This window comes from Pseudomonas sp. MYb193, from assembly GCF_002966775.1.
Classification (GTDB): domain Bacteria; phylum Pseudomonadota; class Gammaproteobacteria; order Pseudomonadales; family Pseudomonadaceae; genus Aquipseudomonas; species Aquipseudomonas paracarnis.
In genome coordinates this window covers 1,307,621-1,330,925 of record NZ_CP023269.1, presented here as the reverse complement: position 1 = coordinate 1,330,925, position 23,305 = coordinate 1,307,621, and the positions used below count along the sequence as shown (strand labels likewise).

20 protein-coding genes are annotated in these 23,305 nt (G+C 59.5%); 7 read left to right on the top strand and 13 right to left on the bottom strand.

The features are described 5' to 3' along the window. Positions 1–44: 44 nt before the first annotated feature. Genes CLM72_RS06020 through CLM72_RS06010 form a run of 3 tightly spaced genes read right to left on the bottom strand, consistent with a single transcriptional unit; the run spans position 45 to position 3,026 of the window. Positions 45–938 (bottom strand): carboxylesterase, encoded by an 894-nt coding sequence (locus CLM72_RS06020; RefSeq protein ID WP_105225900.1) that lies wholly within the window; start codon positions 936–938, stop codon positions 45–47. Next, positions 935–2,329, bottom strand: a complete 1,395-nt coding sequence (locus CLM72_RS06015; protein WP_105225899.1) for an aspartate aminotransferase family protein — start codon at positions 2,327–2,329, stop codon at positions 935–937. The genes CLM72_RS06020 and CLM72_RS06015 overlap by 4 nt, the downstream gene beginning before the upstream one ends. Next, positions 2,322–3,026, bottom strand: a complete 705-nt coding sequence (locus CLM72_RS06010) for an MtnX-like HAD-IB family phosphatase (RefSeq protein ID WP_105225898.1) — start codon at positions 3,024–3,026, stop codon at positions 2,322–2,324. The genes CLM72_RS06015 and CLM72_RS06010 overlap by 8 nt, the downstream gene beginning before the upstream one ends. 241 nt (positions 3,027–3,267) lie before the next feature. Between CLM72_RS06010 and CLM72_RS06005 the strand changes: the two genes are divergently transcribed. Next, positions 3,268–4,038, top strand: a complete 771-nt coding sequence (locus CLM72_RS06005) for a MipA/OmpV family protein (RefSeq protein ID WP_020301179.1) — start codon at positions 3,268–3,270, stop codon at positions 4,036–4,038. 134 nt (positions 4,039–4,172) lie between these two features. Here CLM72_RS06005 and CLM72_RS06000 read toward each other — a convergent pair whose 3' ends face one another. From CLM72_RS06000 to CLM72_RS05980, 5 genes are all read right to left on the bottom strand, one after another. After that, positions 4,173–4,577: an EamA family transporter gene (locus tag CLM72_RS06000; RefSeq protein WP_034126452.1), complete on the bottom strand. Its 405-nt coding sequence runs from the start codon at positions 4,575–4,577 to the stop codon at positions 4,173–4,175. Then, positions 4,574–4,954, bottom strand: coding sequence for an EamA family transporter (locus CLM72_RS05995; RefSeq protein WP_003188930.1), 381 nt, complete (start codon positions 4,952–4,954; stop codon positions 4,574–4,576). The genes CLM72_RS06000 and CLM72_RS05995 overlap by 4 nt, the downstream gene beginning before the upstream one ends. Continuing rightward, positions 4,951–5,871, bottom strand: coding sequence for an arginase (locus tag CLM72_RS05990; RefSeq protein ID WP_105229090.1), 921 nt, complete (start codon positions 5,869–5,871; stop codon positions 4,951–4,953). The genes CLM72_RS05995 and CLM72_RS05990 overlap by 4 nt, the downstream gene beginning before the upstream one ends. Positions 5,872–6,098: 227 nt before the next feature. Then, a complete protein-coding gene (locus tag CLM72_RS05985; RefSeq protein WP_034126450.1) occupies positions 6,099–6,752 on the bottom strand; it encodes a DsbA family oxidoreductase in 654 nt (217 codons plus the stop codon). A 58-nt stretch (positions 6,753–6,810) separates the two neighbouring features. Continuing rightward, positions 6,811–7,830 (bottom strand): alpha/beta fold hydrolase, encoded by a 1,020-nt coding sequence (locus CLM72_RS05980; protein WP_105225897.1) that lies wholly within the window; start codon positions 7,828–7,830, stop codon positions 6,811–6,813. 182 nt (positions 7,831–8,012) lie between these two features. Between CLM72_RS05980 and metR the strand changes: the two genes are divergently transcribed. Next, positions 8,013–8,930, top strand: a complete 918-nt coding sequence (gene metR / locus CLM72_RS05975) for a transcriptional regulator MetR (protein WP_003188924.1) — start codon at positions 8,013–8,015, stop codon at positions 8,928–8,930. A gap of 131 nt (positions 8,931–9,061) precedes the next feature. Here the strand turns inward: metR and CLM72_RS05970 are convergent, their stop codons facing one another. Both CLM72_RS05970 and CLM72_RS05965 read right to left on the bottom strand, forming a co-directional pair. Then, positions 9,062–9,568 carry a GNAT family N-acetyltransferase gene (locus tag CLM72_RS05970; RefSeq protein WP_105225896.1) on the bottom strand — a complete coding sequence of 169 codons (507 nt, stop codon included), beginning with the start codon at positions 9,566–9,568 and terminating at the stop codon, positions 9,062–9,064. Further along, on the bottom strand, positions 9,565–9,975 hold the full coding sequence (locus CLM72_RS05965) for an NUDIX domain-containing protein (protein ID WP_105225895.1): 411 nt from the start codon (positions 9,973–9,975) through the stop codon (positions 9,565–9,567). The genes CLM72_RS05970 and CLM72_RS05965 overlap by 4 nt, the downstream gene beginning before the upstream one ends. A 197-nt stretch (positions 9,976–10,172) precedes the next feature. Between CLM72_RS05965 and CLM72_RS05960 the strand changes: the two genes are divergently transcribed. After that, the gene (locus CLM72_RS05960) at positions 10,173–14,354 is read left to right on the top strand and encodes a hypothetical protein (protein WP_105225894.1); all 4,182 of its coding nucleotides are present in this window, start codon (positions 10,173–10,175) and stop codon (positions 14,352–14,354) included. On the opposite strand, the gene CLM72_RS05955 is transcribed toward CLM72_RS05960, so the two are convergent. Then, positions 14,355–15,668 carry an HD domain-containing phosphohydrolase gene (locus CLM72_RS05955; protein WP_105225893.1) on the bottom strand — a complete coding sequence of 438 codons (1,314 nt, stop codon included), beginning with the start codon at positions 15,666–15,668 and terminating at the stop codon, positions 14,355–14,357. 199 nt (positions 15,669–15,867) lie between these two features. On the opposite strand from CLM72_RS05955, the gene CLM72_RS05950 reads away from it, so the two are divergent. Genes CLM72_RS05950 through CLM72_RS05935 form a run of 4 tightly spaced genes read left to right on the top strand, consistent with a single transcriptional unit; the run spans position 15,868 to position 21,932 of the window. Continuing rightward, positions 15,868–17,742 (top strand): bifunctional diguanylate cyclase/phosphodiesterase, encoded by a 1,875-nt coding sequence (locus tag CLM72_RS05950; protein WP_105225892.1) that lies wholly within the window; start codon positions 15,868–15,870, stop codon positions 17,740–17,742. Positions 17,743–17,776: 34 nt separating this feature from the next. Further along, positions 17,777–18,742, top strand: a complete 966-nt coding sequence (locus CLM72_RS05945; protein ID WP_105225891.1) for a cytochrome-c peroxidase — start codon at positions 17,777–17,779, stop codon at positions 18,740–18,742. Further along, positions 18,739–20,556, top strand: coding sequence for a DAHL domain-containing protein (locus tag CLM72_RS05940; RefSeq protein WP_105229089.1), 1,818 nt, complete (start codon positions 18,739–18,741; stop codon positions 20,554–20,556). The genes CLM72_RS05945 and CLM72_RS05940 overlap by 4 nt, the downstream gene beginning before the upstream one ends. After that, positions 20,553–21,932 carry an ATP-binding protein gene (locus tag CLM72_RS05935; protein ID WP_105225890.1) on the top strand — a complete coding sequence of 460 codons (1,380 nt, stop codon included), beginning with the start codon at positions 20,553–20,555 and terminating at the stop codon, positions 21,930–21,932. The genes CLM72_RS05940 and CLM72_RS05935 overlap by 4 nt, the downstream gene beginning before the upstream one ends. Positions 21,933–21,952: 20 nt before the next feature. On the opposite strand, the gene CLM72_RS05930 is transcribed toward CLM72_RS05935, so the two are convergent. Together CLM72_RS05930 and CLM72_RS05925 are read right to left on the bottom strand one after the other, a co-directional pair. Then, entirely contained in the window at positions 21,953–22,225 is a 273-nt protein-coding gene (locus tag CLM72_RS05930; RefSeq protein ID WP_034126440.1) for a type B 50S ribosomal protein L31, read from the bottom strand. Positions 22,226–22,383: 158 nt separating this feature from the next. After that, entirely contained in the window at positions 22,384–23,262 is an 879-nt protein-coding gene (locus CLM72_RS05925) for a hypothetical protein (RefSeq protein ID WP_105225889.1), read from the bottom strand. Positions 23,263–23,305: the final 43 nt, after the last annotated feature.

Sequence of the window (23,305 nt, the reverse complement as noted above, 5' to 3'; positions counted from 1 at the left end):
CTTGTCGGATCGCCGCACCGCTGCGATGCAGGCGCCTCGGTATGTCAGGCAGACCGCAGTGATGCCATCGCGGGCAAGCCCGCTCCCACATTGACCTGCGTTGAATTGAGAACTGTGTGCTGCTCGACAAACCTGGCACTCAACTCGATCACCCGCCGGTACTGCAAATCGACCGTGATCATGTGGTAGCAGTTGTCCAACAGGATCTTGGTCACCGGCCCGCCGAGGTGGCGCTCCACGTAATCGGCGTTCCAGCGGCTGGTGATGTCGTCCTCGATGGAGTGCAGCACCAGCGCCGGCACCTTGATCTGGGGCATGCGCTTCTTGACCACGGCGTTCATGCGGTGCAGCTCGCGCACGGTGATGCCTTCCATGGTCAGCAACCCCGCCTCGCTGCTCTCGCCTTCCTTCATCTGCCGCTCGACGATGGACCGCAGGCGCTCGTTCTTGATGCCGTAGGGCGGCTTTTCTTCGAAGCTGCAAATGTGTACGCCGAATGGAATCTTCATCAGCAACGGCGTGAGGAACGCCAGCTTGTTGATGCTCCAGCCGTCGTACTTCAAGGTGGTGGAATACATCAGCAACCCTGCGACCTGGCCCGGGTGTTCGGACGCCACATACATCGACATCACCGCGCCCATGGACAAGCCGCCGACAAACACCTGCCCGTGGCGTTGCTTGACCTGCACGAAGGTCTTGCGCACGCCTTCGTACCAGTCCCGCCAGCCGGTGGCCTGCAGGTCGCTGTTGTCGCCGCAGTGCCCCGCCAGCGTGGGCACATACACCGTGCAGTTACCCACCTTGGCCAGGCCCTTCGCGACCTGGCGCAACTCGGTCGGCGTGCCGGTCAGGCCGTGGATCAACAGGATCCCGACCGGACCATCACCGAGAACGAAACCGGCAGTGCCTTCACCGAGGTCGATCCCTTGAGCATTCACCGCTTGGTCGCTCGAACCAGCAGTTGCTCGAGCAACTTGAGGCCCAGGTCGATTTCCGGGTAGCTGATTTCCAGAGACGGCGCCAGGGTGATCACGTTCTTGTAATAACCGCCTACGTCGAGGATCAGCCCGAGTTTCTGGCCGTCTACCAGCATGTCGCCTTTCATGCCTTCTTCGACCATGTAGTCCAGGGTCGCCTTGTCCGGGGTGAAGCCATCCGGGCCGCAGATTTCGCAACGCAGCGCCAGGCCCAGGCCGTCCACATCGCCGATGATCGGGAAGCGTTTTTGCAAGTCTTGCAGGCCTTCCAGGAAGTATTTGCCCTTGGCCATGACCATGGCGCCGTAGTCGACTTCGCTGGTCATCTTGAACATTTCCAGGCCGACGGCGGTGCCCAGCGGGTTGGAGGCGAAGGTGGAGTGAGTCGAACCTGGCGGAAACACCGTCGGGTTGATCAACTCTTCACGGGCCCAGATGCCGCCCAGTGGGTTGAGGCCGTTGGTCAGGGCCTTGCCGAACACGATCACGTCCGGCTGCACATCGAAGTGCTCGATCGACCAGAGTTTGCCGGTGCGGTAGAAGCCCATCTGGATTTCGTCGGACACCATCAAGATGCCGTGCTGGTCCAGGACGTGCTTGAGCTCGCGATAGAAATTCATTGGCGGGATCACGTAGCCGCCAGTGCCCTGGATCGGCTCGACGTAGAAGGCTGCGTATTCGCACTGGTTGGTCTTAGGGTCCCAGACGCCGTTGTATTCGGTCTCGAACAGGCGGGCGAACTGCTGCACGCAATGGCTGCCGTACTCTTCCTTGGTCATGCCCTTCGGGCCACGGAAGTGGTACGGGAAGGGAATGAAGTTGGCGCGTTCGCCAAAGTGGCCGTAGCGACGACGATAGCGGAAGCTGGAGGTGATCGACGAGGCGCCGAGGGTGCGGCCGTGGTAGCCGCCTTCGAAGGCGAACATCAGGCTTTTGCCGTTGCTGGCGTTGCGCACCACTTTCAGGGAGTCTTCGATCGACTGCGAACCGCCGACGTTGAAGTGCACACGGCCGTCGAGGCCGAACTTGTTCTTGGCATCGACCGCGATCATTTCCGACAGCTCGATCTTGCCTTTGTGCAGGTACTGGCTGGCGATTTGCGGCAGCGTGTCGATCTGCTTTTTCAGCGCGTTGTTCAGGCGCGGGTTGGCATAGCCGAAGTTGACGGCCGAGTACCACATTTGCAGGTCGAGGTAGGCCTGGTCTTCGGTGTCCCACACATAAGAGCCTTCGCAGCGGCTGAAAATACGCGGCGGCTCGATGTAGTGAACGGTGTCGCCATAGGAGCAGTACTTGGCTTCTTTATCCAGGAGAACCTGGTCTTCGGCGGTAGCGATACGGATATCAGACATGATGGAAGAGTTCCTGATTGTCAGAAGAGGTGTTGAAGGTGGTGGCGTTGGCGGCGATGCCTTGAGGCAGCTTGGCCAGCAACGCCGGCACTTGCGCAAAGGTGTCGAAGCGCGCATGAGGAATCTGGTGGGCGACGCAGTAGTCGGCGAGGCTGCCCTTGGCGAACACGAAGTCGGCGGTGGAGGCCACGCACATGTCGGACTTGCCGTCGCCGATCACCAGCACGCGCTTGTTGCGCGGCGTGGATTTGCACTTGCAGTTGCCGGCAGCGGCGCGACAGGCATCGCTGGCATACGGGAAGTCGATGCGCCAGCTGTCCTGGTCAACCTGGCGCAGGCGGTTGGCGAGGATCGGCAACAGGGTCACGTAGTTGCGCGAGAGGATGCGGGCAATGCCCTGCTCGATGCCGTCGCTGACCACTTCGATGGAGGCACCCAGGCCCATGACGTGATCGACGAAATCCGGGAAGTCCGGGTCGATCTCGACGCTGTCGAAGTACGCCAGCAGTTCAGCCGGGGAGGCCTTGATCAGCGCCAGTTGGCGGCTCAGGCATTCGCGTGAACCGATATGCCCATCCAGCCATTCCTGCTCAATGGTTTCCCACTCGGGGCCGGCGAAGCGTTGGAGGACGTTGTCGATGACATCGGTGGGCGTAATGGTCCCGTCGAAGTCACACACGATATGCCAGTTGATCATCTGCCTTTCCTTTAGGTAAAGGGCCTTGGAGGAGCGCGCTGTATGCGCTTGCCAAGGGATAGAGCAGGGACTGTGCCAACTGGCGAAAACCCCGCAGGGCTGGGGGTTAGGGCGAAATGCGCGGTGGTAGGTGTCGCTGGAGCTACAATTTTTGTAGCTTGCTACAAACAACATGAGTGCTTGCGCAGGCGCGTCGGTTTGCGCGTTCATGCGCGCCTGCCCACCTTCAGGAAACGTCCCCATGTCCAAGCTCGCTGCTGCTGTATTCACCGGTTTACTTGGAGGGTGGGGCCTTTGCAGTGCCGCGTGGGCAGAAGGCATCACGGGCGACGTGGGCGCGGGCCTCAGCTATCAGCCCCACGACCCCAGCGCCAGCCGCTACGAAACCCGGCCTGTGCCTTATCTGGACCTGGATTGGGGCGACGTCAGCCTGAGCACCGATGACGGCCTCACCTGGAGCGCCCTGGATACCCACGGCCTTACCGCTGGCCCCTATATCAACTACCTGCCGGGGCGTACTTCCAACGGCGAATTGCAGGGCCTGCGCAACGTGTCGGACATGGCCGAGGTGGGCGGTTTCGTCCAATATGCCCCGGCCAATTTCTGGCGGGTCTACGCGCAATTGGGCCAGGCCGTGGGCGGCGGGCATTCCCAGAGCGGCGCCCTGGGTAAAATCGGCGGCGAACTGGGTTACCCCGTGGGTGGCGGGATTATCGGCAGCAATAGCCTGGTTGCGCATTTTGCCGATGCGCGCCAGACCAACACCTTCTTCGGCGTGGACAACAACGAAGCTGTCGCCTCGGGCTTGCGGCCCTATAACGCGAGCGGGGGCTTCCAGAACGTGACGCTGAGCCAAAGCTTCGCCTTTCCCCTTGCGCCCCATTGGTCGCTACTGACCAGCGCCAGCTGGGTACACCTGGTGGGGTCGGCGGCCAAGAGCAGCATCGTCAAGGAGGCTGGCCATGTGAATCAGGGCCAGGTGCAGACGGCGATCAGCTACACCTTCGACTGAATTACACGGGAGCAAAATTGTGGGAGCGGGCTTGCTCGCGAAAGCAGTGTGTCAGTCACCCGATACTTCACTGATCCACCGCATTCGCGAGCAAGCCCGCTCCCACAATGGGCCTGTGTTTCATAGCTCTATCTTCAGTGTTCTTCGCCCTCAGCCAACAGCGCGATACCACCGATAATTACCACCACGCCCACCCAATGCAACACGCTGATGTGCTCCCCCAACCCCAGCCAAGAGCCCAGCAGCACCGCCACGAACACCAGCGAACTCAGCGGAAACGCCAGGGACAAACTGCTACGCCGCAGGATCAGCATCCACACAAAAAACGCACCCAGATAGCTGGCAATCGCCGCCAGAATCCCCGGGTTGCGCGCCACGTCCGCCAGCCATTGCCAACTGAAGTCCATCGGCCCCAATTGATCGCCGGCTACCTTGGTGAACAACTGCCCGGCGCTTTCGGTGGCGATCAGCAATGCCCATAGCACCAGGGTGCCAACACGCCCATGCAGCCAGCCGGTATTGATTGTTTGCGTTGTCATGCCTGATTCCCCGCGATCGCTACCAACATCACACCTAAAGTAATCACCAGCGTGCCCAGCCAACGACGCCGACTGACGGTTTCCTTGAGCACCACCCTGCCTGCCAGTACCACCAAGCAATAGGCCAACGCCGCCAGCGGAAACAGCAGACTCAAGGGCGCACGGGACAGCGCTTCGAGCCACACAAAAAACTCAATCACGTAGGCGCCGACGCCGGCCCACAACAGCGGCGCATTGAACACCTGGCCCCAGAACGCACGCAGGCGAAAACCGCCATCGAGTTGCGGCAAACGGTCCACGCCCAATTTGAAACACAGCTGGCCAATCACATCGAGGACGATGGAAAACGCCAGTAACAGCACCACGGTCAGGGTCACGGGAACAGCTCCTCAAACAGGTCGATCAAGGCTTCATTGGTTGCCGCATTACGCTGCAAGTCTTGCGGGCTCCAGCGCTCCGGTGGCGGCTGGTCGGACTTGGCTTCCCAGCGCTTGAACGCGTTGCTGAATGCCGGCGTGGCGAACTCACCGCAGACGTCAATGCCAATGATGCGTTTACCCGCCGCCAACGCCCGCAGGGCCTGGAGCAAATGGGTCAGGCGCATGCCGCCCTGGTCCCAGTTGGTGGCGGCGTCTTCACTGGCGAGCACATCTTTGTCGATGGTGATCCAGATCGCCTCGGTGGGCAGGCTGGCAATCATCTGGTCGAGGAAGGCGCCCCAATCCAGGTCCGCCAGGTTGCGCCAGTGCAGGTGGTTTTCCTGTTGCTGGTGGCCGGCGCCGTCCCCCACCCGGCCCCAGACCTTGGACGGCGGATGCTGCCAGGGAAACAGCTGCAAACGCCCGCGCTTGAGGGCGCCAAGGTTGCCGCCGCGCAGTTGCGGGTTATGCAGGTCATCGCTGCACGGGCCGAGGGTGACGATGCGTTGGATCGCTGGCATCTTCAGCGCCCGGTTGACCCACGAACCACAGTGCCGCTTGGGCGCAAAGCGCACCCAGTCTGGGTGGTTGTCAAAGTGAATCAGGCTGACGGGCTCTTTGAGGTCGGCCAAAAACGCCGGCGTAAGGTGGTGATAATCGCCGGAGCCGACAAACAGGATTTCCGGGCGCGCGTCACGGGGCCGTGGCCGTTGGGCCAGGCGCTCGACGAAACGTTTCCAGGTTTTTTCGGTGGACCACAAACGCAATTTCGGGCCCAGGTCCAGTAGGTCCAGGCGCGTGGCCCGACCGCTGGCCAACCGCTGGGCAATCGGTGCCTGGCCGGTGAGGCTGTGGTCAAGGTCAAGAATATTCAAGGTAAGTTTCACCCCTAATGGCAGTGCCCAACCGCAGGCCGGTTGGGCTTTAGGGGGGTAATGCAAGGGATGGGCCAGCGCTTGGATGAGCGCCACTTTTGCAAACAATGAGTATCAAGTGTGGGAGCTGGCTTGCCTGCGATAACGGTGTGTCAGCCAGCCCATTTGCAACTGACAGTCTGCTATCGCAGGCAAGCCAGCTCCCACATTTTGCTGCATGCTCGGCCTCAGGATTTCGATTCGTTGATGATCTGGCGAATCGCGCCGACGAAGGCTTCCGCCGGTTGCCCACCGCTCACCGCATATTGGTCATTGAAGACAATGGTCGGCACCGAACTCACCCCACGAGAAACCCACAGCTGTTCCTGCTCGCGGACTTCGGCGGCGTATTCATCGCTGGCAAGAATCTCGGCGGCGCGCGCAATGTCCAGCCCTACGCTCTCGGCGATGATCGCCAGGGTCGCGTGGTCGGAAGGGTCCTGGCCATCGCTGAAATACGCCTTGAACAGCGCTTCCTTGAGGTTGTATTGCAAACCTTCCAACCCGGCCCAATGCAACAGGCGGTGCGCGTCGAAAGTGTTGTAGATACGGCTCTGGCCGTCGGTGCGGAACGCAAAGCCCAATGCGGCGCCCATGTCGCGGATACGCGCACGATTAGCCTGGGACTCTTCAGCCGTGGAGCCGTATTTTTCAGTGATGTGCTCGACGATGTTCTGACCGATGGCGGGCATGTTCGGGTTCAGTTCGAACGGCTGGAAATGAATCTCGGCCTGCACTTCGCTGCCGAGTTGGTCGAGGGCTTCGGTCAGGCCACGCAGGCCGATGATGCACCAGGGGCAGGATACGTCGCTGACGAAATCGATTTTCAGGGGAGTACTCATGGTGGGCAACCTCGCGTGCAGTCATGCGTATACATAAAGGTTGCACGATACACCACCTTCACAGCACCTTCGAAGGCTCGCTCAAATCGATCTGCGCCCAGTGCGCGGCATCCTGGCGATGGGCTTGCAGGTAGGGCAACACCGCCGCCAGCAAGGGCGCCTTGAACGCTTCCTGAAAACGGTGGGCCAGGCCGGGAATCAATTTCAACTGGCTGCCCTGGATATGCGCGGCCAGGTGCACGCCGTGCATCACCGGCAGCAAGGGGTCGGCGGTGCCGTGGACGACCAACGCCGGCACGCGCAGTTGGTTGAGCAAGGGCACACGGCTTGGCTCGGCCAGGATCGCCATGATCTGGCGCTTCACGCCTTCGGGGTTGAAGGCGCGGTCATAGGACAGCGCCGCCTGGTGCAGCAACGCCTGGCGATCGTCCTTGATATCCGGGCTGCCCAACGCCGCGAGCAAGTCTGCCTGTTGCTCCAGCGCCACCTCACGGTTGGGCGCGCTGCGCCGCGAGAGCAATTGCACCAGCGCCGCGTTCGGCGCGGGCAAGCCCTCGGCGCCGGAGCTGGTCATGATCAGGGTCAGGCTTTCCACGCGCTGTGGCGCCATGGCCGCCAGGTGTTGAGCGATCATGCCGCCCATGCTCGCGCCGAGTACGTGAAATTGCTGCACCTGCAGCGCGTCCATCAAACCCAGAGCGTCATCGGCCATATCGGTCAAGGTGTAGGGCGCGGCCACCGGCAGGCCGAGCTTGTAGCGCAGCACTTCGAAGGTCAGGTTGGCGCTCGCCGGCGCCTGCCGCCAGGTGGACAGGCCGACGTCGCGGTTGTCGTAGCGAATCACCCGAAAGCCATGTTCGCACAGGGCCACCACCACTTCGTCCGGCCAGTGAATCAACTGCCCGCCCAGGCCCATCACCAGCAGCAACGCAGGGTCGGACGCACGGCCGATACTTTGATAGGCGATGCTCACCTGAGCCAGGTCGACCGTTTGGGTCGGGACATTGACATCACATCGAGACGCCGCAAAAGACGGCAGGCCGAACAGTAGAGCGGCCACTAAAAACAACGCACGCATGAAAAACACCAAAACGCAGAACCCCAGTAGAGCGCGAGTCTGATGAAGTTTGTTCAAGCGCGCTGCCACAGTTCGATGACAGTTTGATGAAGAGCGCCCAGTGGTCATGGTCGACACGCCCCACAACATGAGACAAAATCAAGCATTCCGTTTTCGTCGCAAATTTTCTTCATGGAGCGCCTGTGCTCGAAATCCGTCACTTGAAAACCCTGCACGCCTTGCGCGAGGCCGACAGCCTGGTGGAAGCCGCCGAACGCCTGCACTTGACCCAGTCCGCCCTCTCCCATCAGTTCAAAGAACTGGAAGAGCGCCTGGGCATGCCACTGTTCGTGCGCAAGACCAAACCGGTGCGCTTCACCAGCGCCGGCCTGCGCCTGCTGCAATTGGCCGACGCCACCCTGCCGTTGTTGCGCGGTGCCGAGCGCGATATTGCGCGGCTGGCCGGGGGTACCGCTGGGCGCTTGCACATGGCGATCGAATGCCACAGTTGTTTCCAGTGGCTGATGCCGACCATCGACCAGTTCCGCGATGCCTGGCCGGAAGTCGAGCTGGACCTGGCCTCGGGCTTTGCCTTCGCGCCGCTGCCGGCCCTGGCCCGTGGCGACCTGGACCTGGTGGTGACCTCCGACCCGCTGGAACTGCCGGGTATCACCTACGTACCGCTGTTCACCTACGAAGCCATGCTGGCGGTGGCCAACCAGCACGCGCTGGCGAACAAGTCCTACATCGTGCCGGAAGACCTGCTGACAGAAACCCTGATCACCTACCCGGTGGAACGTGACCGCCTGGACATCTTCACCCGCTTCCTGGAACCGGCTGACGTGGAACCGGCCCAGGTGCGGACTTCGGAGCTGACCGTGATGATGATGCAACTGGTGGCCAGCGGCCGTGGGGTGTGCGGTATGCCCCACTGGGCGCTGCATGAATACAGCTCACGCGGGTATGTGAAAGCCAAGCGGTTGGGCGAGAAAGGTTTATTTGCCACGCTGTATGCCGGAATTCGCGCAGACATGCTGGATGCGCCGTATATGCGCGACTTTTTGCTGACAGCCAAGGACACATCGTTTTCGACCTTGGATGGAGTTAGCGCGGTTCGCTGAGCTGGAGAGAACCTCATCGAGCCAGCAGATCGGGCTTGTGTGGGAGTCGGGCTTGCCCGCGATGCAGGCAACTCGGATCGCTTGTCACACCACGTAGATGCTGTCGCGGGCAAGCCAGCTCACCTTGGGCTTCATTCAACCCGGATTTCGCGCCACATGTGGATCTTGTCGAAGTAATCGACACCTACCCGCACCGCCAATGGCTCGAGACCGTACTGGATGAAGCCGCAGCGTTGGTAAAGTGCCAACGCCGCCTCATTTCCAGCGGTAACGGTCAGCTGGATCAGTTTCAGGCGCGGATGCCGGCGAGCCTCCTCAAGCGCTGCTTGCACCAGTTGCCGCCCCATTCCCTTCTGCTGATAAGCCTCGGTCACGTACATGCCGAACAAGGTCACCTTGTGCCGCGCCTTTTCGCGAGGCTCGTAGGCCAGGCCGACGATGCCGGCCAGTCGCTCCCCATCAAAGCCGCCCAACAGGCAATCCAGCGGGCTGTCGAGACGCTTTTCCCACCAGCTCAATGGCATCGAGGCGCGCTCCGCGACACTGGACGTGAACGCTTGCGGATACGCGCCATAGGCCTCGAGCATCAATGCCCGATAGGCTTGCGCATCGTCGGCGTCCAGCGGGCGAATCATCATGCGGTAGCCAGCGAATCACGATAGAACGGCAGGATCAAATCGCGCGTCAATGGCGCCAGATGCAAGTCACCTTCGCCCATGGGATCGATCCAGCACACCTCTTCAATCTCTGCTGCAGGGGTGACGGCGACGTCGACCTGCACCTTGAACAACTCAGCCTCTACGGTAAAACCCGGTTCGTTGGCCGCGGGTGCCGAGAACAGGCCAAGATAGACGGCTTGGCTCGGATCAACGCGCAGGTTCAGCTCCTCGTGCAACTCACGGACGAGCGCCTCGGCAGGTTGCTCGCCGGCGTCGATTTTGCCGCCCGGTTGCATGAAAGCCAGGGTATCGCGCTTGCGCACAAGCAGGGTTTGACCGTCGCCACGGACCAACAGCGCGGCTGCAATGCGGATAGTCTTGGACATGGAAAGCCCTCTCTCGGATTGAAAAGCGGCCAAGGATCCCACGCGCATTCTGCGCACGCAACTCGCGCGTGCAGGGCGATTTTTTCCGACATACATACACCGCAGGGTCCAGTTTCGGCCACCCTAAACTCGCAAACTCATATTCAGCAGGGCTCGCTGCACCTCGGTGCGCCGCGCTCTTTTATAAGAGTTTACTCATGCACAATTCATTGCCTACCCTCAAAGAATCATCCACTGACGAACCGCAACCGCTGCCGGCCGACAGCACGTCAACCCCTACCGTGCAACCGATGACGCTTGCGGTCGTGCCGCCGGCTTCACTTTCTGCCGAAGAACAACTGGCTTACCTCACCCGTGAACTCGACAAACTCAATGCACAGACCTCTGAGCTGGTAAGGCGACAGCCGAGTGTCGGCCGCGTGTACCAGCAGCAATTGGCCGAGATGTTTCCCGATGCACATCTGCCCATCAATCCCAACCAGATTTTTTATAGCCGCTATCGCGAAGACCAGGAAGGCCAAAAGCACCTGCTGTCCTGCGAACCACTGGGCTCGCTGCTGGCCACCTTACGCGCGCCTGGCGCAGAGTCTTATCTGACCCAGGAGAGCGGCGCCTTCTACCGCGAATGCAACACCCTGGACACCGATAAATTCCTCTCTGCCAATGCCTCGACGACAACCCTGGCCGCCAGGCTGGAAATAGCCATCACGTTGAGCCTGAATACATTCTGGGGGGCTGGCGAGCCCTCCCAACCCAATACGGAGGAGCAATTGGTTGCACTGCGACGACAAGTGCTGGCCCATCAACTGGCATTGCGCTCGGTGGACGGCACGTTGTCGGCGCATGCAAGGACGCTGGCGCAGAATGTGCTCAAGTACCCAAGTGCTGCGGCACGTGAACAGGTGTTTACCGTCGACAACAGGCCCACGGTTTACCGACTGGCCCTGGAGAATGGCAGTGAATTCGCCGGCGCATTCATTCTGACCCCCACGGGCACGACGCCTCTGACGGGCAAAGTGATGCTCTATAGCCCAAGCGAGGAATTTGAGGAGTTTGAAAACCTGGCGCGTTTGAATGACGCCGTCGCAGCCCGCATACAAGACGGCGCAGCGCCAGGCAAGCTGTTGATCGCAAGCCTGCCGACAGCCGCTCGTGCCGCGCTGAGCGGCTTGCCCGTACTGACGACGGCCCCGTCCCAGATAGACGCTGACGTGATTGCTGACAGTGTCCGCGCATTGCGAATCAGGCAACATTTCTCCGTTCGCGAAGCCTTGCGCAGGGAGACGTTGCCCTCCACAGGCGAGCTCGACCTGGCCGCAGACCTGACGCCACAGTGGGATGTCGCTAATGCTTTTATGGTGCGCAACCTACGCCTGTTGACGGCCGAACCCGCATGGTTGAAAACCGCCGACGAGCAAGACCAGGCTCGGTACAGGCAACTGGAGCAAGAACTGATCGACAGCAATGAGGAACTCGCACCTCATCTTGAGAGAATCTTGACACTGGAAGCGTTCTCCCAACAGGAGACCGACAAGGTGCTGAAAAAACAGAAACCTGTGTATGCCAACGTTGATATTGACCCTTATAGAAGCCTGGTTCACCTGCGCGTCACAACGTCCTCCCGGTCGGCCGAAATGACGGGGTACCGTAACGAGGAAGCCACCATTGTCTACATCAGCGAAGACCGCAAGATCAATATCCCGCAGTGCCTGCCAGGCAAAAAACTGACGTGGGGCACCTGGCGTACCCAAACCGTGGTGGATCTGCGCACACTGGGAAGTTATACCCAACGTAATGTCGACCCATGGTCGGTGCATGGCATACATAGAACAATCAGTGCCACCGCCAACATTATTGACACAGCCGGCAACCCTCACGGAAAACTTGGCAACGATGATTTGCGCGCACTCGCGACAGAAGCTGACATTGGCCAAAAATACGATACGTATCTGCGGTCAACCTTCTCGCAGAGCAGCGGGACAAGCAGCTTCGCTACAGTCTGGCAGCGCGCCAACGCGGCAAAAATGAATAAGGACGCGCTTGAGAACCGTCTCAACCCTGACGCAGCCAAACTGTTTACATTCCAGACGCCAGGCAGTGGGTTTGACTGGATAAAAGCCGTCACTGAACACCCTGATTCAACCACCCGCCCCCGAGTCAGCGAATTCGAGATAGAGGTCAACCTGCTGGTATTGGGCGCCGCGCAAGAGAGGGGCCAAGGCGGGCAGGTCATGCATCGTGTCCTGGTCATTCATCGAAAAGGCACCAAGCCTGACGGGGTCAGTGTGCTGTATACCCCGGATGCACCAGATGGCGTTGCCTTCCGGGAGCTGACCAAGGGGCTGGTGGAGCTGGACACGCTGAAAGCAAAACCGGAATGGCAGGCCTATTTCACTTCCCAGATGGCCACTAAGGATACGAAAGAGATCACACGGATCTTCAACGATACGCGCAGTGTGTACCGCTATACCTTGACGCCGATAACCGGCAATTTCCACGCGTACCTGTATTCGGCGCAACTGGGTTTTCAACTCGCGCACGCCGACTACCGTTCACGGAGCAATGCGCAAATTTTCCGCGAATCGGCGGTAAACGCCTTTATGTTCGGGGTGGAAACCGCCGATTTTCTGCTCGGGTTGATACCCGGCAAAACCGCCCTGTCGTTTTTGCGCCGAGCTATCAACCGCGGATTAGGCGTGGCCAAGCAGCTGGGGCGGCGCATTCCGGGGCTGGCCAGTAAAGTCGGTACGGACAGGAGCACCGCCATTGTACTGACGGGTGCCTCCCTCCGCCCGTTGGAACCCGCCTGGGTCAATGTGATGCCGTATCGGTTGCCTGAGCAAATAGAGCCGTTCTTTGACGTAGTGGAGTTTGCCGACACCCACCGATACAGACTGTCGCGCCAGTCGGGCCGCGCACCGTGTTTTTTTGATAAACACAATAACCAGTTCATCGCGATGCGCGACCCAACAGGCCGCTATCACCTGTATCAGTCCTATATAGAAGACGGCGCACGCTATGTAAAAGACCCGGCAGGTCACCACGTGGACTTTATGGTCGTACCGGGAGACGCAAAAAGCTGGAAGCCCCGTTTCGAACGAGACGCTGTGGGCGGAGGTTCCGTTCTGGGTGCCCTGCGTCCTCTCACCCCTGAACAGCAAGTGGATGCGGACCTGATCGCGGCGATGCGGCTTTTTGCAACAGAAGGGGAAATGCGGGATTTCGTGCGCGTCATAGAACAAACCGACGCTTCCCTGAAGCTCGATTTGATCACTCGCGCCCGACAACAGCTTGGCACCCTGGATGAAGCTGAATTTCGCCGCTGGATGTCGAACTCGAAAAGCTTGAGCCGAGCCAATCAAGAGAGATTACGTAGTTCCCTGTTAAACCTGCGGCTCGAACTGGCCACGGTTGAACATATACACCTGTCGACACAACATTTTGCGCAACCCCTGTCTGCGCGGGACAAGGAAGAACTGTTTAAAAAAGTCAAAAGGCTCATTGGCAAAAACGAGAACCTCGACAAACAAATCAGAACATCGATTGCCGTTGCCGACCCCGATACTGGCGCACAATTTGTCGGGTACGCCATCACCCACAAACACCAGCATGCGATGGATAAATTCGCAGCAAAATATGAACTTTATACTTGGCGGGATGCTGCACTGAAAGTGTTTGCATACAAGCCCGAACACCTCGTACGTATTAATCAACTCGCCTCAGATCTGGGAATTACACGCCAGGAGGCGATACGTCGATTCTTACTGCTGCCTGAGACAAAAAGCACCCTGGATGCCTTCATGAAGGAGACCTTCAAGGCCAAGCTCGCCAAGCTTCAAGTCACCTCCTTTTCAGAGGATTTCAAAAAATCCGGTATTCCCTATATCGCCCTATCCCGAGGCCAGCATGGGGCAGATACTGGCGTAGCCATGGTAGACAGTAGAGACGTCACCGCATTCGAAAAAGCCCTGCCCAAGTTTGCAACGCCTCTGGAGTTCGAAGTCCCCCGCGTTCAAACCCATAGAGTTGAAAGGCCAGGGCCGGCGCTGCCTGTCGGGCCGGAAGTCGTGCCCACTCGCGATCCGCACATCAACATCGTGAAGCTGGATGAACTGGCGCAAACCCAGAAAAAACTCCTGCCCGCCCCTGCCACCGCCAAACTTGGGGAAATCACCCAGGATATCCAAGCCGGTCGCCTCAGCCGCAAGCGAATAGGCAACTTCACCTATGTCGATCTCCCCCAGGTGCAGCCCGGCACAGGCCGTGGTCTTTGGCGCGTGGCAATTGAACAAAATGGCAAAGAAGGTGGCAAAGATGTCTACATCATCAGGGGTATCTTTGATTACCACGCCAGCAAGCACGTAGCCTGGGGCGTATAACTACAGGAGGGGCGGCACCTCGTCCGGCGCCCTGATAAACACACTGTACTTGGCGCCCTCCATCGCCTCGAACGCGATCAGCTTGTCCACCAGTGGCAGGTTCAGCACCTTGCCGGCATTGAGCAATAACATGCCGTTGTCGGCATTGAGGTTGCGCGCCAGCACCATGCCGGCTTCCAGCTCACGGGTGGAGAGGACTTTTACCGTCGGATCACCCAGGGTCACATCGCTGAGGAAGGTCGCGCAGGCTTGCACGAAATCTTCCACCAACGCAGGGTCATACAGGCGCCCGGCGTACTTGCGGATATACAACAGCGCCTCGTCGCTGTTGAGGTGCCGCTCCAGGATCAGGCCTTTCTGCAATTCGATAAAGTCCACCGCCAGCTTCAGCAGCCGTGAACCGGGCGGGATGGTATCGCCCTTGAGGTGGTCGGGAAACCCCGTGCCGTCCCAACGTTCCTGGTGATGACGAATGATCCGCGCCGCGTCCTTCATCGGCTCAAGGGTCATCAGCAGCGACTCGCTCTGCCCCGGATACTCACGGTACAAGCCGCGGTCGGTGCTGTGCAGCTTGTCCGACGGTGCAACCATCATGCTGTCGGTCCAGCTCAACTTGCCGATGTTGTACAACGCGGCGGCCATGGTCAGGTCACGGGTGCTGGATTCGTCCATGGACTGGGCGGCGCAATACACCCGGATCAACTCGATCAACGCGCGGTTGGTCTGTTTGTCCTTGGGCAAGCGCAGGTTGGCCAGCAGCGAAAACACTTCCGTGCCGGTCACATAGCTGCGCTTGAGCTCGTCGTAGGCCAGGTCGAGCATGTCGGCGGTTTGTTGCAACTCGGCGGTACGCGCCGCCACACGTTTTTCCAGGGTGGCGTTGAGTAGCTTTAGCTGTTCGGTCTGGTCTCGGGCCAGGCGTTCAAGGCGTTGGTGCTCGAGGGTTTGCTGCAACACCAGTTGCAACTCTTCGTCGTTCCAGGGTTTGCTGATGTAGCGGTGGATCTGCCCGTCGTTGATCGCCTTGATGATGGTGGTGAGGTCGGCGTAGCCGGTGAGCAGGATGCGGCTGGTGGCGGGATACAGGCGGTGGACCTCGGCCAGCAGCGTGGCGCCGTCCATGCCGGGCATGCGCGCATCGCTCATCGCCAGATCGATAGGCCGGGTCGCCATGATCTCCAGTGCCTGGGCGCCGCTGGTGGCCAATACCACCTCATAGGGCTGGCCGCGCAACAGGCGGCGCAGGCTATTAAGGATCGACTCTTCATCGTCGACCAGCAAAACAGCGGACTTCGTAGCGAGTTGTTCATCCATGGCGACTCTGCCTTCAAATTAAACGAAGTTAGGCTAAATTGAATCCGCGCAATACAAAGCGCGATTGATTTGACGCCAACTGGCCGTCGATATCAAGGGAACTCAACTATGCTGCACTGCATGCTCGCGCCCCGTTCAGTTGTAGAACCAGGGAAGGAATTGTCATGCCATCAAGCCTTTTGCACGTGCCGAGTGCGCCATGAGGACGGAATCGGGCCGGGCCAACCGGCGCATCCTGATCGTGGATGACACGGCTTCGATCCACCAGGATTTTCGCAAGATCCTCTGTGCCGACGAGCATGGCGAGCTCTCCCTCGACACTTTGGAGTCCACCCTCTTCGGCACCACCGCGCCGGCGCGCCAGGCGTTTGACCTGGATTCGGCCTATCAGGGCCAGGAAGCCTTGGCGCTGGTCAAGAAAGCCCTGGACGCCCACTCGCCCTACGCCATGGTGTTTATCGACATGCGCATGCCCCCTGGCTGGGACGGCCTGCACACCATCGAACAGTTGTGGGAGGCGGACCCCAACCTGCAAATCGCGCTCTGCACGGCCTATTCCGACTACTCCTTCGAGGCAATCGAAGCGCGCCTGAAATACAACGACCAACTGCTGATCCTGAAAAAGCCCTTCGACCACCTGGAAATCCGCCAGATGGCCAGCGCCCTGACCTGGAAATGGCAACTGGCCCAGGACGCGGCCCTCAAGGTGATCAGCCTGGAGCGCACCATCGAGGAACGCGTGCAGGAGCTGCTCAAGGTCTCGCATTTATTGCAATACGACGCCCTGACGGAGTTGCCCAACAGCACGTTGCTGGGCGACCGCCTGACCCAGGCGATCGCCTTGGCCCGCAGGCACGACACGCAACTGGCGGTGATGTTTCTGGGGCTCGACCGCTTCAAGCGCATCAACAACGCCCTGGGCTATCCGGCCGGCGACGAGGTGCTTGCGCAGCTCAGCCTGAGCCTGGTGGCGGTGGTGCGGGCGTCGGATTCGGTGTTTCGTTATGGCTCTGACGAGTTCGTGGTGCTGCTTAACGATATCCAGCATCCCCAGCAAACCCAGCACATTGCGCAAAAGGTACTCAATGCCGTCAGCGCGACTCGCCATGTTGCGGGGCATGACCTGAGTGTGAGCGCCAGCCTGGGCATCAGCATTTATCCCGATGACAGCGACAATGCCGTGGGCTTGCTCAAGCACGCTGAAACCGCGATGCGTACCAGCAAAGAACGCGGCCCGGGGGATTTCAGCTTTTACACCGAAGACATGAACCTGCGCGCCCAGCATCAGCAAAACCTGGAAAGCGCGATCCGCCAGGCGCTGGACCGCGATGAATTTGTGCTGCATTACCAACCCAAGCTGGCGCTGGAGTCCGGGCGCATCGTCGGTGCGGAAGCGCTGACCCGCTGGTTTCGACCGCAGTCGGGTTGGGTCAGCCCGGCGGAGTTCATTCCGATCGCCGAAGACAGCGGCCTGATCGTGCGCCTGACTCAGTGGGTACTGCGCCAAGCCTGCGCACAAGCCCAAGCCTGGCGTGAGATGGGCCTGGCGCCCCTGCGCATGTCGGTGAACATCTCGGCGATCGACTTTCGCCAACGGGACTTCGTCGACAACCTGGCCGCCATCCTGAAAGAAACAGGCCTGCCGCCCACCCAACTGGAACTGGAAATCACCGAAAGCGTGCTGATGCAGAACGTCGACGAAACCGTGGAGACCCTGCAAAAGATCAAGGCCATGGGCATCCGCCTGGCCCTGGACGATTTCGGCACCGGCTACTCCAGCCTCAGCTACCTGCGGCGCTTTCCCATCGACGTGCTGAAGATCGATCAATCCTTCGTGCGCGGCCTGCGCATCAATAGCCAGGACGAACAATTGATCAGCGCTATCATCGGCATGGGCAAGAGCCTGGAACTGAACATCATTGCCGAAGGTGTGGAAACCGTCGACCAATTGAACTTCCTCAAAGCCCAGCGGTGTGAGGAGGGCCAGGGCTTTCTGTTCAGCAAGGCGCTGCCTTCGAAAGATTTTGTGCAGCTGCTGCAAACGGATAGCGCGACACTGATGCCGGATCAATAAAATAAATAGCCCTGGGCCTGCAAGGAGTGCTCGCTTGAGCAATGTCGTAAACCACCGTTCCGGCCTGATGTTCGCGTTATGCCTGGGCACTGCATCGCTGTCAGCCGCGCCGCTGGACGAAGCGCTCAAGCCCTTGCCGGCGGTTCCAGTACTGGAGCCGGCCAAGGTTGAGTTGGGTCGCCAGTTGTTCAATGAGCCGCGCTTGTCGGTCAACAACACCTTGTCCTGCGCAAGCTGTCACCAACTCACCAGCGGCGGCGCCGACAACAAGCCATTCTCCATTGGCTTTGACGGCAAACCGGTGCAGATCAATACCCCTTCCGTATTCAATGCCAGCCTGAACTTCAAACAGTTCTGGAACGGTCGGGTGGACACGCTGCAGGCCCAGGTCGAGCAGGTGGTGATCAGCCCGGTGGAAATGGGCAGCGACTGGAATACCGTTGTGCGCAACCTGTCCGCCCTGCCCGCCTACCAGAACGCGTTCAAACAGGCCTATCCCGATGGCGTCACCGCTTCCAATGTGCAAAACGCCCTGGCCACCTACGAGCGTACGCTGCTGACACCCAATTCGCGGTTTGACCAATACTTGCTGGGCAACACCGATATCCTGACCCGCCAGGAAAAATACGGCTACCAACGCTTCAAGGATTACGGCTGCATCGCCTGTCACCAGGGCGTGAACATTGGCGGCAATATGTTCCAGAAGTTCGGCGTGATGGGCGACTACTTCAAGGCCCGCGGCAACCCGCTGGAATCGGACCTGGGGCGCTACCTGCTGACCCAGGATGAAGAAGACCGCCACGTGTTCAAGGTGCCCAGCCTGCGCAATGTGGCCGTCACGGCGCCGTACTTCCACGACGCCTCGGCCAAGACCCTTGAAGAGGCGGTTGACGTGATGTTCAAGTACCAGTTGGGGCGCAACCCGTCCCAGGAAGACAAGGACCTGATTATCCAGTTTCTCAAGACCCTGACCGGTGAATGGGCGGGCAAGCCGTTATGAGACCCTTGTCACGCCGACGCACCAGCCAAATCCTGCTAGGCCTCATCACCCTGTTCCTGGCCTCCACCCTGGTGTTTTTGTACCTCAAGTCTTCACGCGACCAGACAGCCACTTATACCCAGTCGCGCGACTTGATCCGCCAACTCCAGCAGCTCAATGCTCAGTGGGACAGCGAAGTGCTCAAGGCCCGCATCGCGATCACCCACAACTATGACCCACTGGTGACACCGCTGACCGAGATGACCCGCATCGGGGCTGAGCTGGAAAGCCGCGACACCTACCACAGCGCTGTCGACCTGCCCGGTTGGCAAGCCAGCCATGCGGCGTATCTGACGGCCATCGAGGAAAAAGCCCGGCTCGTCGACCAGTTCAAATCCCACAACGCAGTGCTGCGTAACTCATTGGCTTTTTTGCCGACGGCCGAAGACGACATCCAGGCCCAATTCAACAGCATGACCGACGAAGGCCGGCTGCAACTGCAAAGCGTGGCCACTGACACTTACGACCTGCTGCTCAGCAGCCTGGAGTTCGCCCAGGTCACCAGCGACGAACGTGCCGCCGACATCCTGGTGGGCCTGGGCAAACTGGCAGTCAACCAACAAAGCCTGCCCAATGAATTCCAGGTACCAGTGGAGATTCTCAGCAATCATATTTCGCTGATCCTGCGCGAACAGCCACTGGTCAACAGCCTGCTCGAGCGGATTGCCGCCGTGCCGGTGGCCGAACACCTCGATGACCTGACCACTCACCTCAATCAGGACCAGCAGGCTACGGACCTCATCGATCATCAGTACCATCGCTACCTGCTGATCTTCTCGACCTTGCTGGTGGTGCTGCTGCTTTATCTGGCTGTGCGCCTGTTGCGCAGTTTCGCCGAGATCAACCGCGTCAACCGAGCGTTGCAGGCCGCCAACGAAACCCTGGAACAACGAGTGGAACGGCGCACGCAACAGCTCAAGGATGCCCAGAGCGAGCTGATGAACAGCGCCCGCCAGGCCGGCATGGCGGAGATCGCCACCAACGTACTGCACAACGTCGGTAACGTGCTCAACAGTGTGAACATCTCTGCCGACCTGGTCAGCCGCAAGCTGCGCAGCAGCAAGGCGCTCGGCCTGGGCAAGGCCATGCAACTGATCAACTCTCACCAAGGCGACCTGGGCACCTTCCTTACCGAGGATGAAAAGGGCAAGTTGCTGCCGGGCTATCTGAACCAGTTGGTCGAAGCGATTGCCCTCGAACAGCAAGGCATGAGCGATGAGCTGGTGCAGTTGAGCAAAAGCGTGGACCACATCAAGGACATCGTCTCGACCCAGCAATCCTATGCGGGTGCGTCTACCTTGCTGGAGCCGGTCAATATCAGCGCCTTGATGGACGACGCCCTGCGCATGAACGCCGGCGCGCTGAGCCGTCACCATGTCACTGTTGTGAAGGCGTACGCCCCGGTGCCGGAGATTTTGGCGGACAAGCACCGGTTATTGCTGATCATGGTCAACCTGATCAGCAATGCCAAATACGCCATGGACAAACTGTCTGAGCGCCCACGGCAAATCACCCTGGCGGTGGAATCGGTAGGCGACGAGACCCTGAAGATCAGTGTGAAGGACGATGGCGAAGGCATACCACCCGAGAACATGGCACGTATCTTCACCCACGGTTTTACCACCCGCAAGGAAGGCCACGGCTTCGGCCTGCACAGCTGCGCCCTGGCCGCCGTGGAAATGAACGGCCAGCTCAGCGCCCACAGCGACGGGCCGGGCCTTGGCGCCGTCTTCACCTTGACCATCCCCCTGCCCCTTGCCGGAAGCAGCTCATGAACCAACCTCCCAACCGGCGCATCCTGCTGATCGATGACACACCGTCCATTCATGAGGATTTTCGCAAGATCCTGATGCCCGACGAAGCCTCAACCGAAGCGCTGGATGAAATGGAGTCGGCGTTGTTCGGCGACACCGCCAAACCTCAAGCCCAGGCATTCGAACTGCACGGCGCGTATGGCGGCGAGGAAGGCCTGGGCTTGCTGACCAGCGCCATGGCGCAACAGCGCCCCTATGCCTTGGCCTTCGTTGACATGCGCATGCCCCAGGGCTGGGACGGCGCCAAGACCATTGAAGAACTGTGGAAAGTCGCCCCCGACTTGCAAGTGGTGGTGTGCAGCGCCTACTCGGACTATTCCTGGGATGACCTGTTGTTTCGCCTGCACGCCCACGACCGCCTGCTGATCCTGAAAAAGCCGTTCGACAACATTGAAGTCCAGCAAATGGCCAACACCCTGGCCAACAAGTGGCACATGGCCCGCCGCGCCTCCTTGCAAACCTCGCAGTTGGAGCGGTTGGTGGAAGAACGCACCCAAGCGCTGCAACTGGAAATTGAAGAGCGCAAGCACTTGGAAAGCCAATTGGTGCAGTCGGAAAAACTCGCCTCGCTGGGGCAACTCGCGGCCGGCGTCGCCCATGAGATCAACAACCCCGTGGGCTTTATTTCCTCCAACCTCAGCACCCTCGACAGTTACTTCAAGCAGCTGCAACAGATGCTCGATGCCTACCAGCGCAGCGAAGCGCACATCGGGGCGCCAGAACATCGCGACCTACTTGCGGCATTGCGCAGCGAGCTGGACCTGGACTTTCTCAAGGACGACATTCCGATCCTGATCCGCGAGTCCAAGGACGGCATCGGCCGTGTGGTGCAGATCGTCAAGGACCTGAAGAACTTCTCACGGGTGGATAACGACCAGACCTGGCAATTCGCCAACCTGCAGCAAGGCATCGATTCGACGCTGAACATCGTCGCCAGCGAACTCAAGTACAAGGCCGATGTGGTCAAGCACTACACGCCGCTGCCAGAAATCGAGTGCCTGGCCTCGCAACTCAACCAGGTGGTGATGAACCTGGTGATCAACGCCGCACAAGCCATGGGCCCTGAGCGCGGCACCATTACCATCAGCAACGGGGTGGACGGCGAGAACGTGTGGCTGGAAGTCGCAGACAACGGCTGTGGGATTGCCCCCGACACCGTGCAGAAGATTTTCGACCCGTTCTTCACCACCAAGCCTGTGGGCGAAGGTACCGGGCTGGGTTTGTCGTTGTCCTACGGGATCGTCAAGAAACACCGTGGCGATATCAGCGTCAGCAGTGAGGTGGGCAAGGGTACGAAGTTTCGGGTAGTACTGCCGATTCGGCAGACGGCGGCGTAGGGCACGCCGCCGAATCATGCTCATGCGTCAGCTTTTTTCGGGCTCGACCCAAACGATGCAAAACGCTTGTTGAACCCGGCAATCCGGCCTTCGGCCTGGGTCTTGCGCTGCTGGCCGGTGTAGACCGGGTGCGAGGCGCTGGAGACGTCCAGGGGGATGTAGGGATAGGTGTTGCCGTCGCTGTGTTTCTGGGTGCGATCACTGTCGGCGGTGGAACCGATGAGGAAGAACACGTCGGCGGCAGTGTCGTGGAACAGCACGGTGCGGTAGTCGGGGTGGATACCAGCTTTCATGAGGCCTCCGGGGCGTCTGGGCGCGGTTGATTTGTTATACAGTAACATAATATCGCACAGACAAACGAGAACCTATTGCAATAAAGGTATAACACGAGGGGCCTTGGGCCTTCTGGAAATCCATTTCCTGTGGCGTCCAACCATTAAACCAAACTGGCTTAACTGCTGATCTTATCCAGTGTTGACTGGGCCTCATTCGGCTTGGCTTCGTTGTTCTTCACGGCATTGATATACCCTTTAACGACGCCCACAAGATTTCCTCTCGTAGCGCTGGCGAGCGCTTCATCGAAACCATCAGCCCGAGTTTTGTCAAAACCCGCCTTGGCCCCTTTGATAGCTCCGATCACTCCCGGTTCCGAATCGCCAATACCTAGAAGAATGTTGCTGAGCCCAGGGATAAACCGGGTTCTCTTTCCAGCCTCGCCGGCAGCCCACTGCACGTTATCTTTGTTGGTGCCGTCCTTCCTGACATGGGTGTCGCTGGTACTATCCAGACGGTGATGCTCACGCAAGGCTAAATAACCCTGTTCCGTAAAGTCTTTCCACATGCCTGCAGGTGTACCGTGCCGAGCGTCGCCGCTACGGGTAATGCCTTCAAGGTCGCCATTTCCGTGGGCCTTGCCTCGGTGTTCGCCGTCAGCCGATAACGACGAATCAATATAGTTGAGCACCCGCGCAGCGTTGAAGGCTGCATCAGCCCGTGCGTCCGGGTCTTTGTTGTTACTCGTCCAATCCCCCAGAAGTTTGTAAGCCAATGAGCGATTGATATCTTTTTGATGACCCAGGTTTTTGAGGATCGGATTATCGTTGATGATTTGTTCGGCGGTGCGGTTATCACCCGGTGGGCGGCCTGTGGCGATCTCCGGCTTTCGGCTCACATCCTGCTCGGGTTTTTCGATACCTTCCATGCGTTTGTGTTCTTGGGCAATTTGCTCCCGTAGCGGGCCGGTTAACTGGCTTTTATTCCAATCGTGGCTGGAGGGGGCAGAATTCCAGACATTGGAAAAAGCATTCCCTACCGCTATCGATGTCGTCATAGGTAAGTCACTCGTTTTGGTCGTTATAAATTCCTTCTTGATA

Coding starts and splice junctions, on each gene's coding strand:
- CLM72_RS06015 (WP_105225899.1), bottom strand. CDS start 2,329: ATGTCTGATATCCGTATCGCTACCGCCGAAGACCAGGTTCTCCTGGAT.
- CLM72_RS06010 (WP_105225898.1), bottom strand. CDS start 3,026: ATGATCAACTGGCATATCGTGTGTGACTTCGACGGGACCATTACGCCC.
- CLM72_RS06005 (WP_020301179.1), top strand. CDS start 3,268: ATGTCCAAGCTCGCTGCTGCTGTATTCACCGGTTTACTTGGAGGGTGG.
- CLM72_RS06000 (WP_034126452.1), bottom strand. CDS start 4,577: ATGACAACGCAAACAATCAATACCGGCTGGCTGCATGGGCGTGTTGGC.
- CLM72_RS05985 (WP_034126450.1), bottom strand. CDS start 6,752: ATGAGTACTCCCCTGAAAATCGATTTCGTCAGCGACGTATCCTGCCCC.
- CLM72_RS05980 (WP_105225897.1), bottom strand. CDS start 7,830: ATGCGTGCGTTGTTTTTAGTGGCCGCTCTACTGTTCGGCCTGCCGTCT.
- CLM72_RS05970 (WP_105225896.1), bottom strand. CDS start 9,568: ATGATGATTCGCCCGCTGGACGCCGACGATGCGCAAGCCTATCGGGCA.
- CLM72_RS05965 (WP_105225895.1), bottom strand. CDS start 9,975: ATGTCCAAGACTATCCGCATTGCAGCCGCGCTGTTGGTCCGTGGCGAC.
- CLM72_RS05960 (WP_105225894.1), top strand. CDS start 10,173: ATGCACAATTCATTGCCTACCCTCAAAGAATCATCCACTGACGAACCG.
- CLM72_RS05955 (WP_105225893.1), bottom strand. CDS start 15,668: ATGGATGAACAACTCGCTACGAAGTCCGCTGTTTTGCTGGTCGACGAT.
- CLM72_RS05950 (WP_105225892.1), top strand. CDS start 15,868: ATGAGGACGGAATCGGGCCGGGCCAACCGGCGCATCCTGATCGTGGAT.
- CLM72_RS05940 (WP_105229089.1), top strand. CDS start 18,739: ATGAGACCCTTGTCACGCCGACGCACCAGCCAAATCCTGCTAGGCCTC.
- CLM72_RS05935 (WP_105225890.1), top strand. CDS start 20,553: ATGAACCAACCTCCCAACCGGCGCATCCTGCTGATCGATGACACACCG.
- CLM72_RS05930 (WP_034126440.1), bottom strand. CDS start 22,225: ATGAAAGCTGGTATCCACCCCGACTACCGCACCGTGCTGTTCCACGAC.
- CLM72_RS05925 (WP_105225889.1), bottom strand. CDS start 23,262: ATGACGACATCGATAGCGGTAGGGAATGCTTTTTCCAATGTCTGGAAT.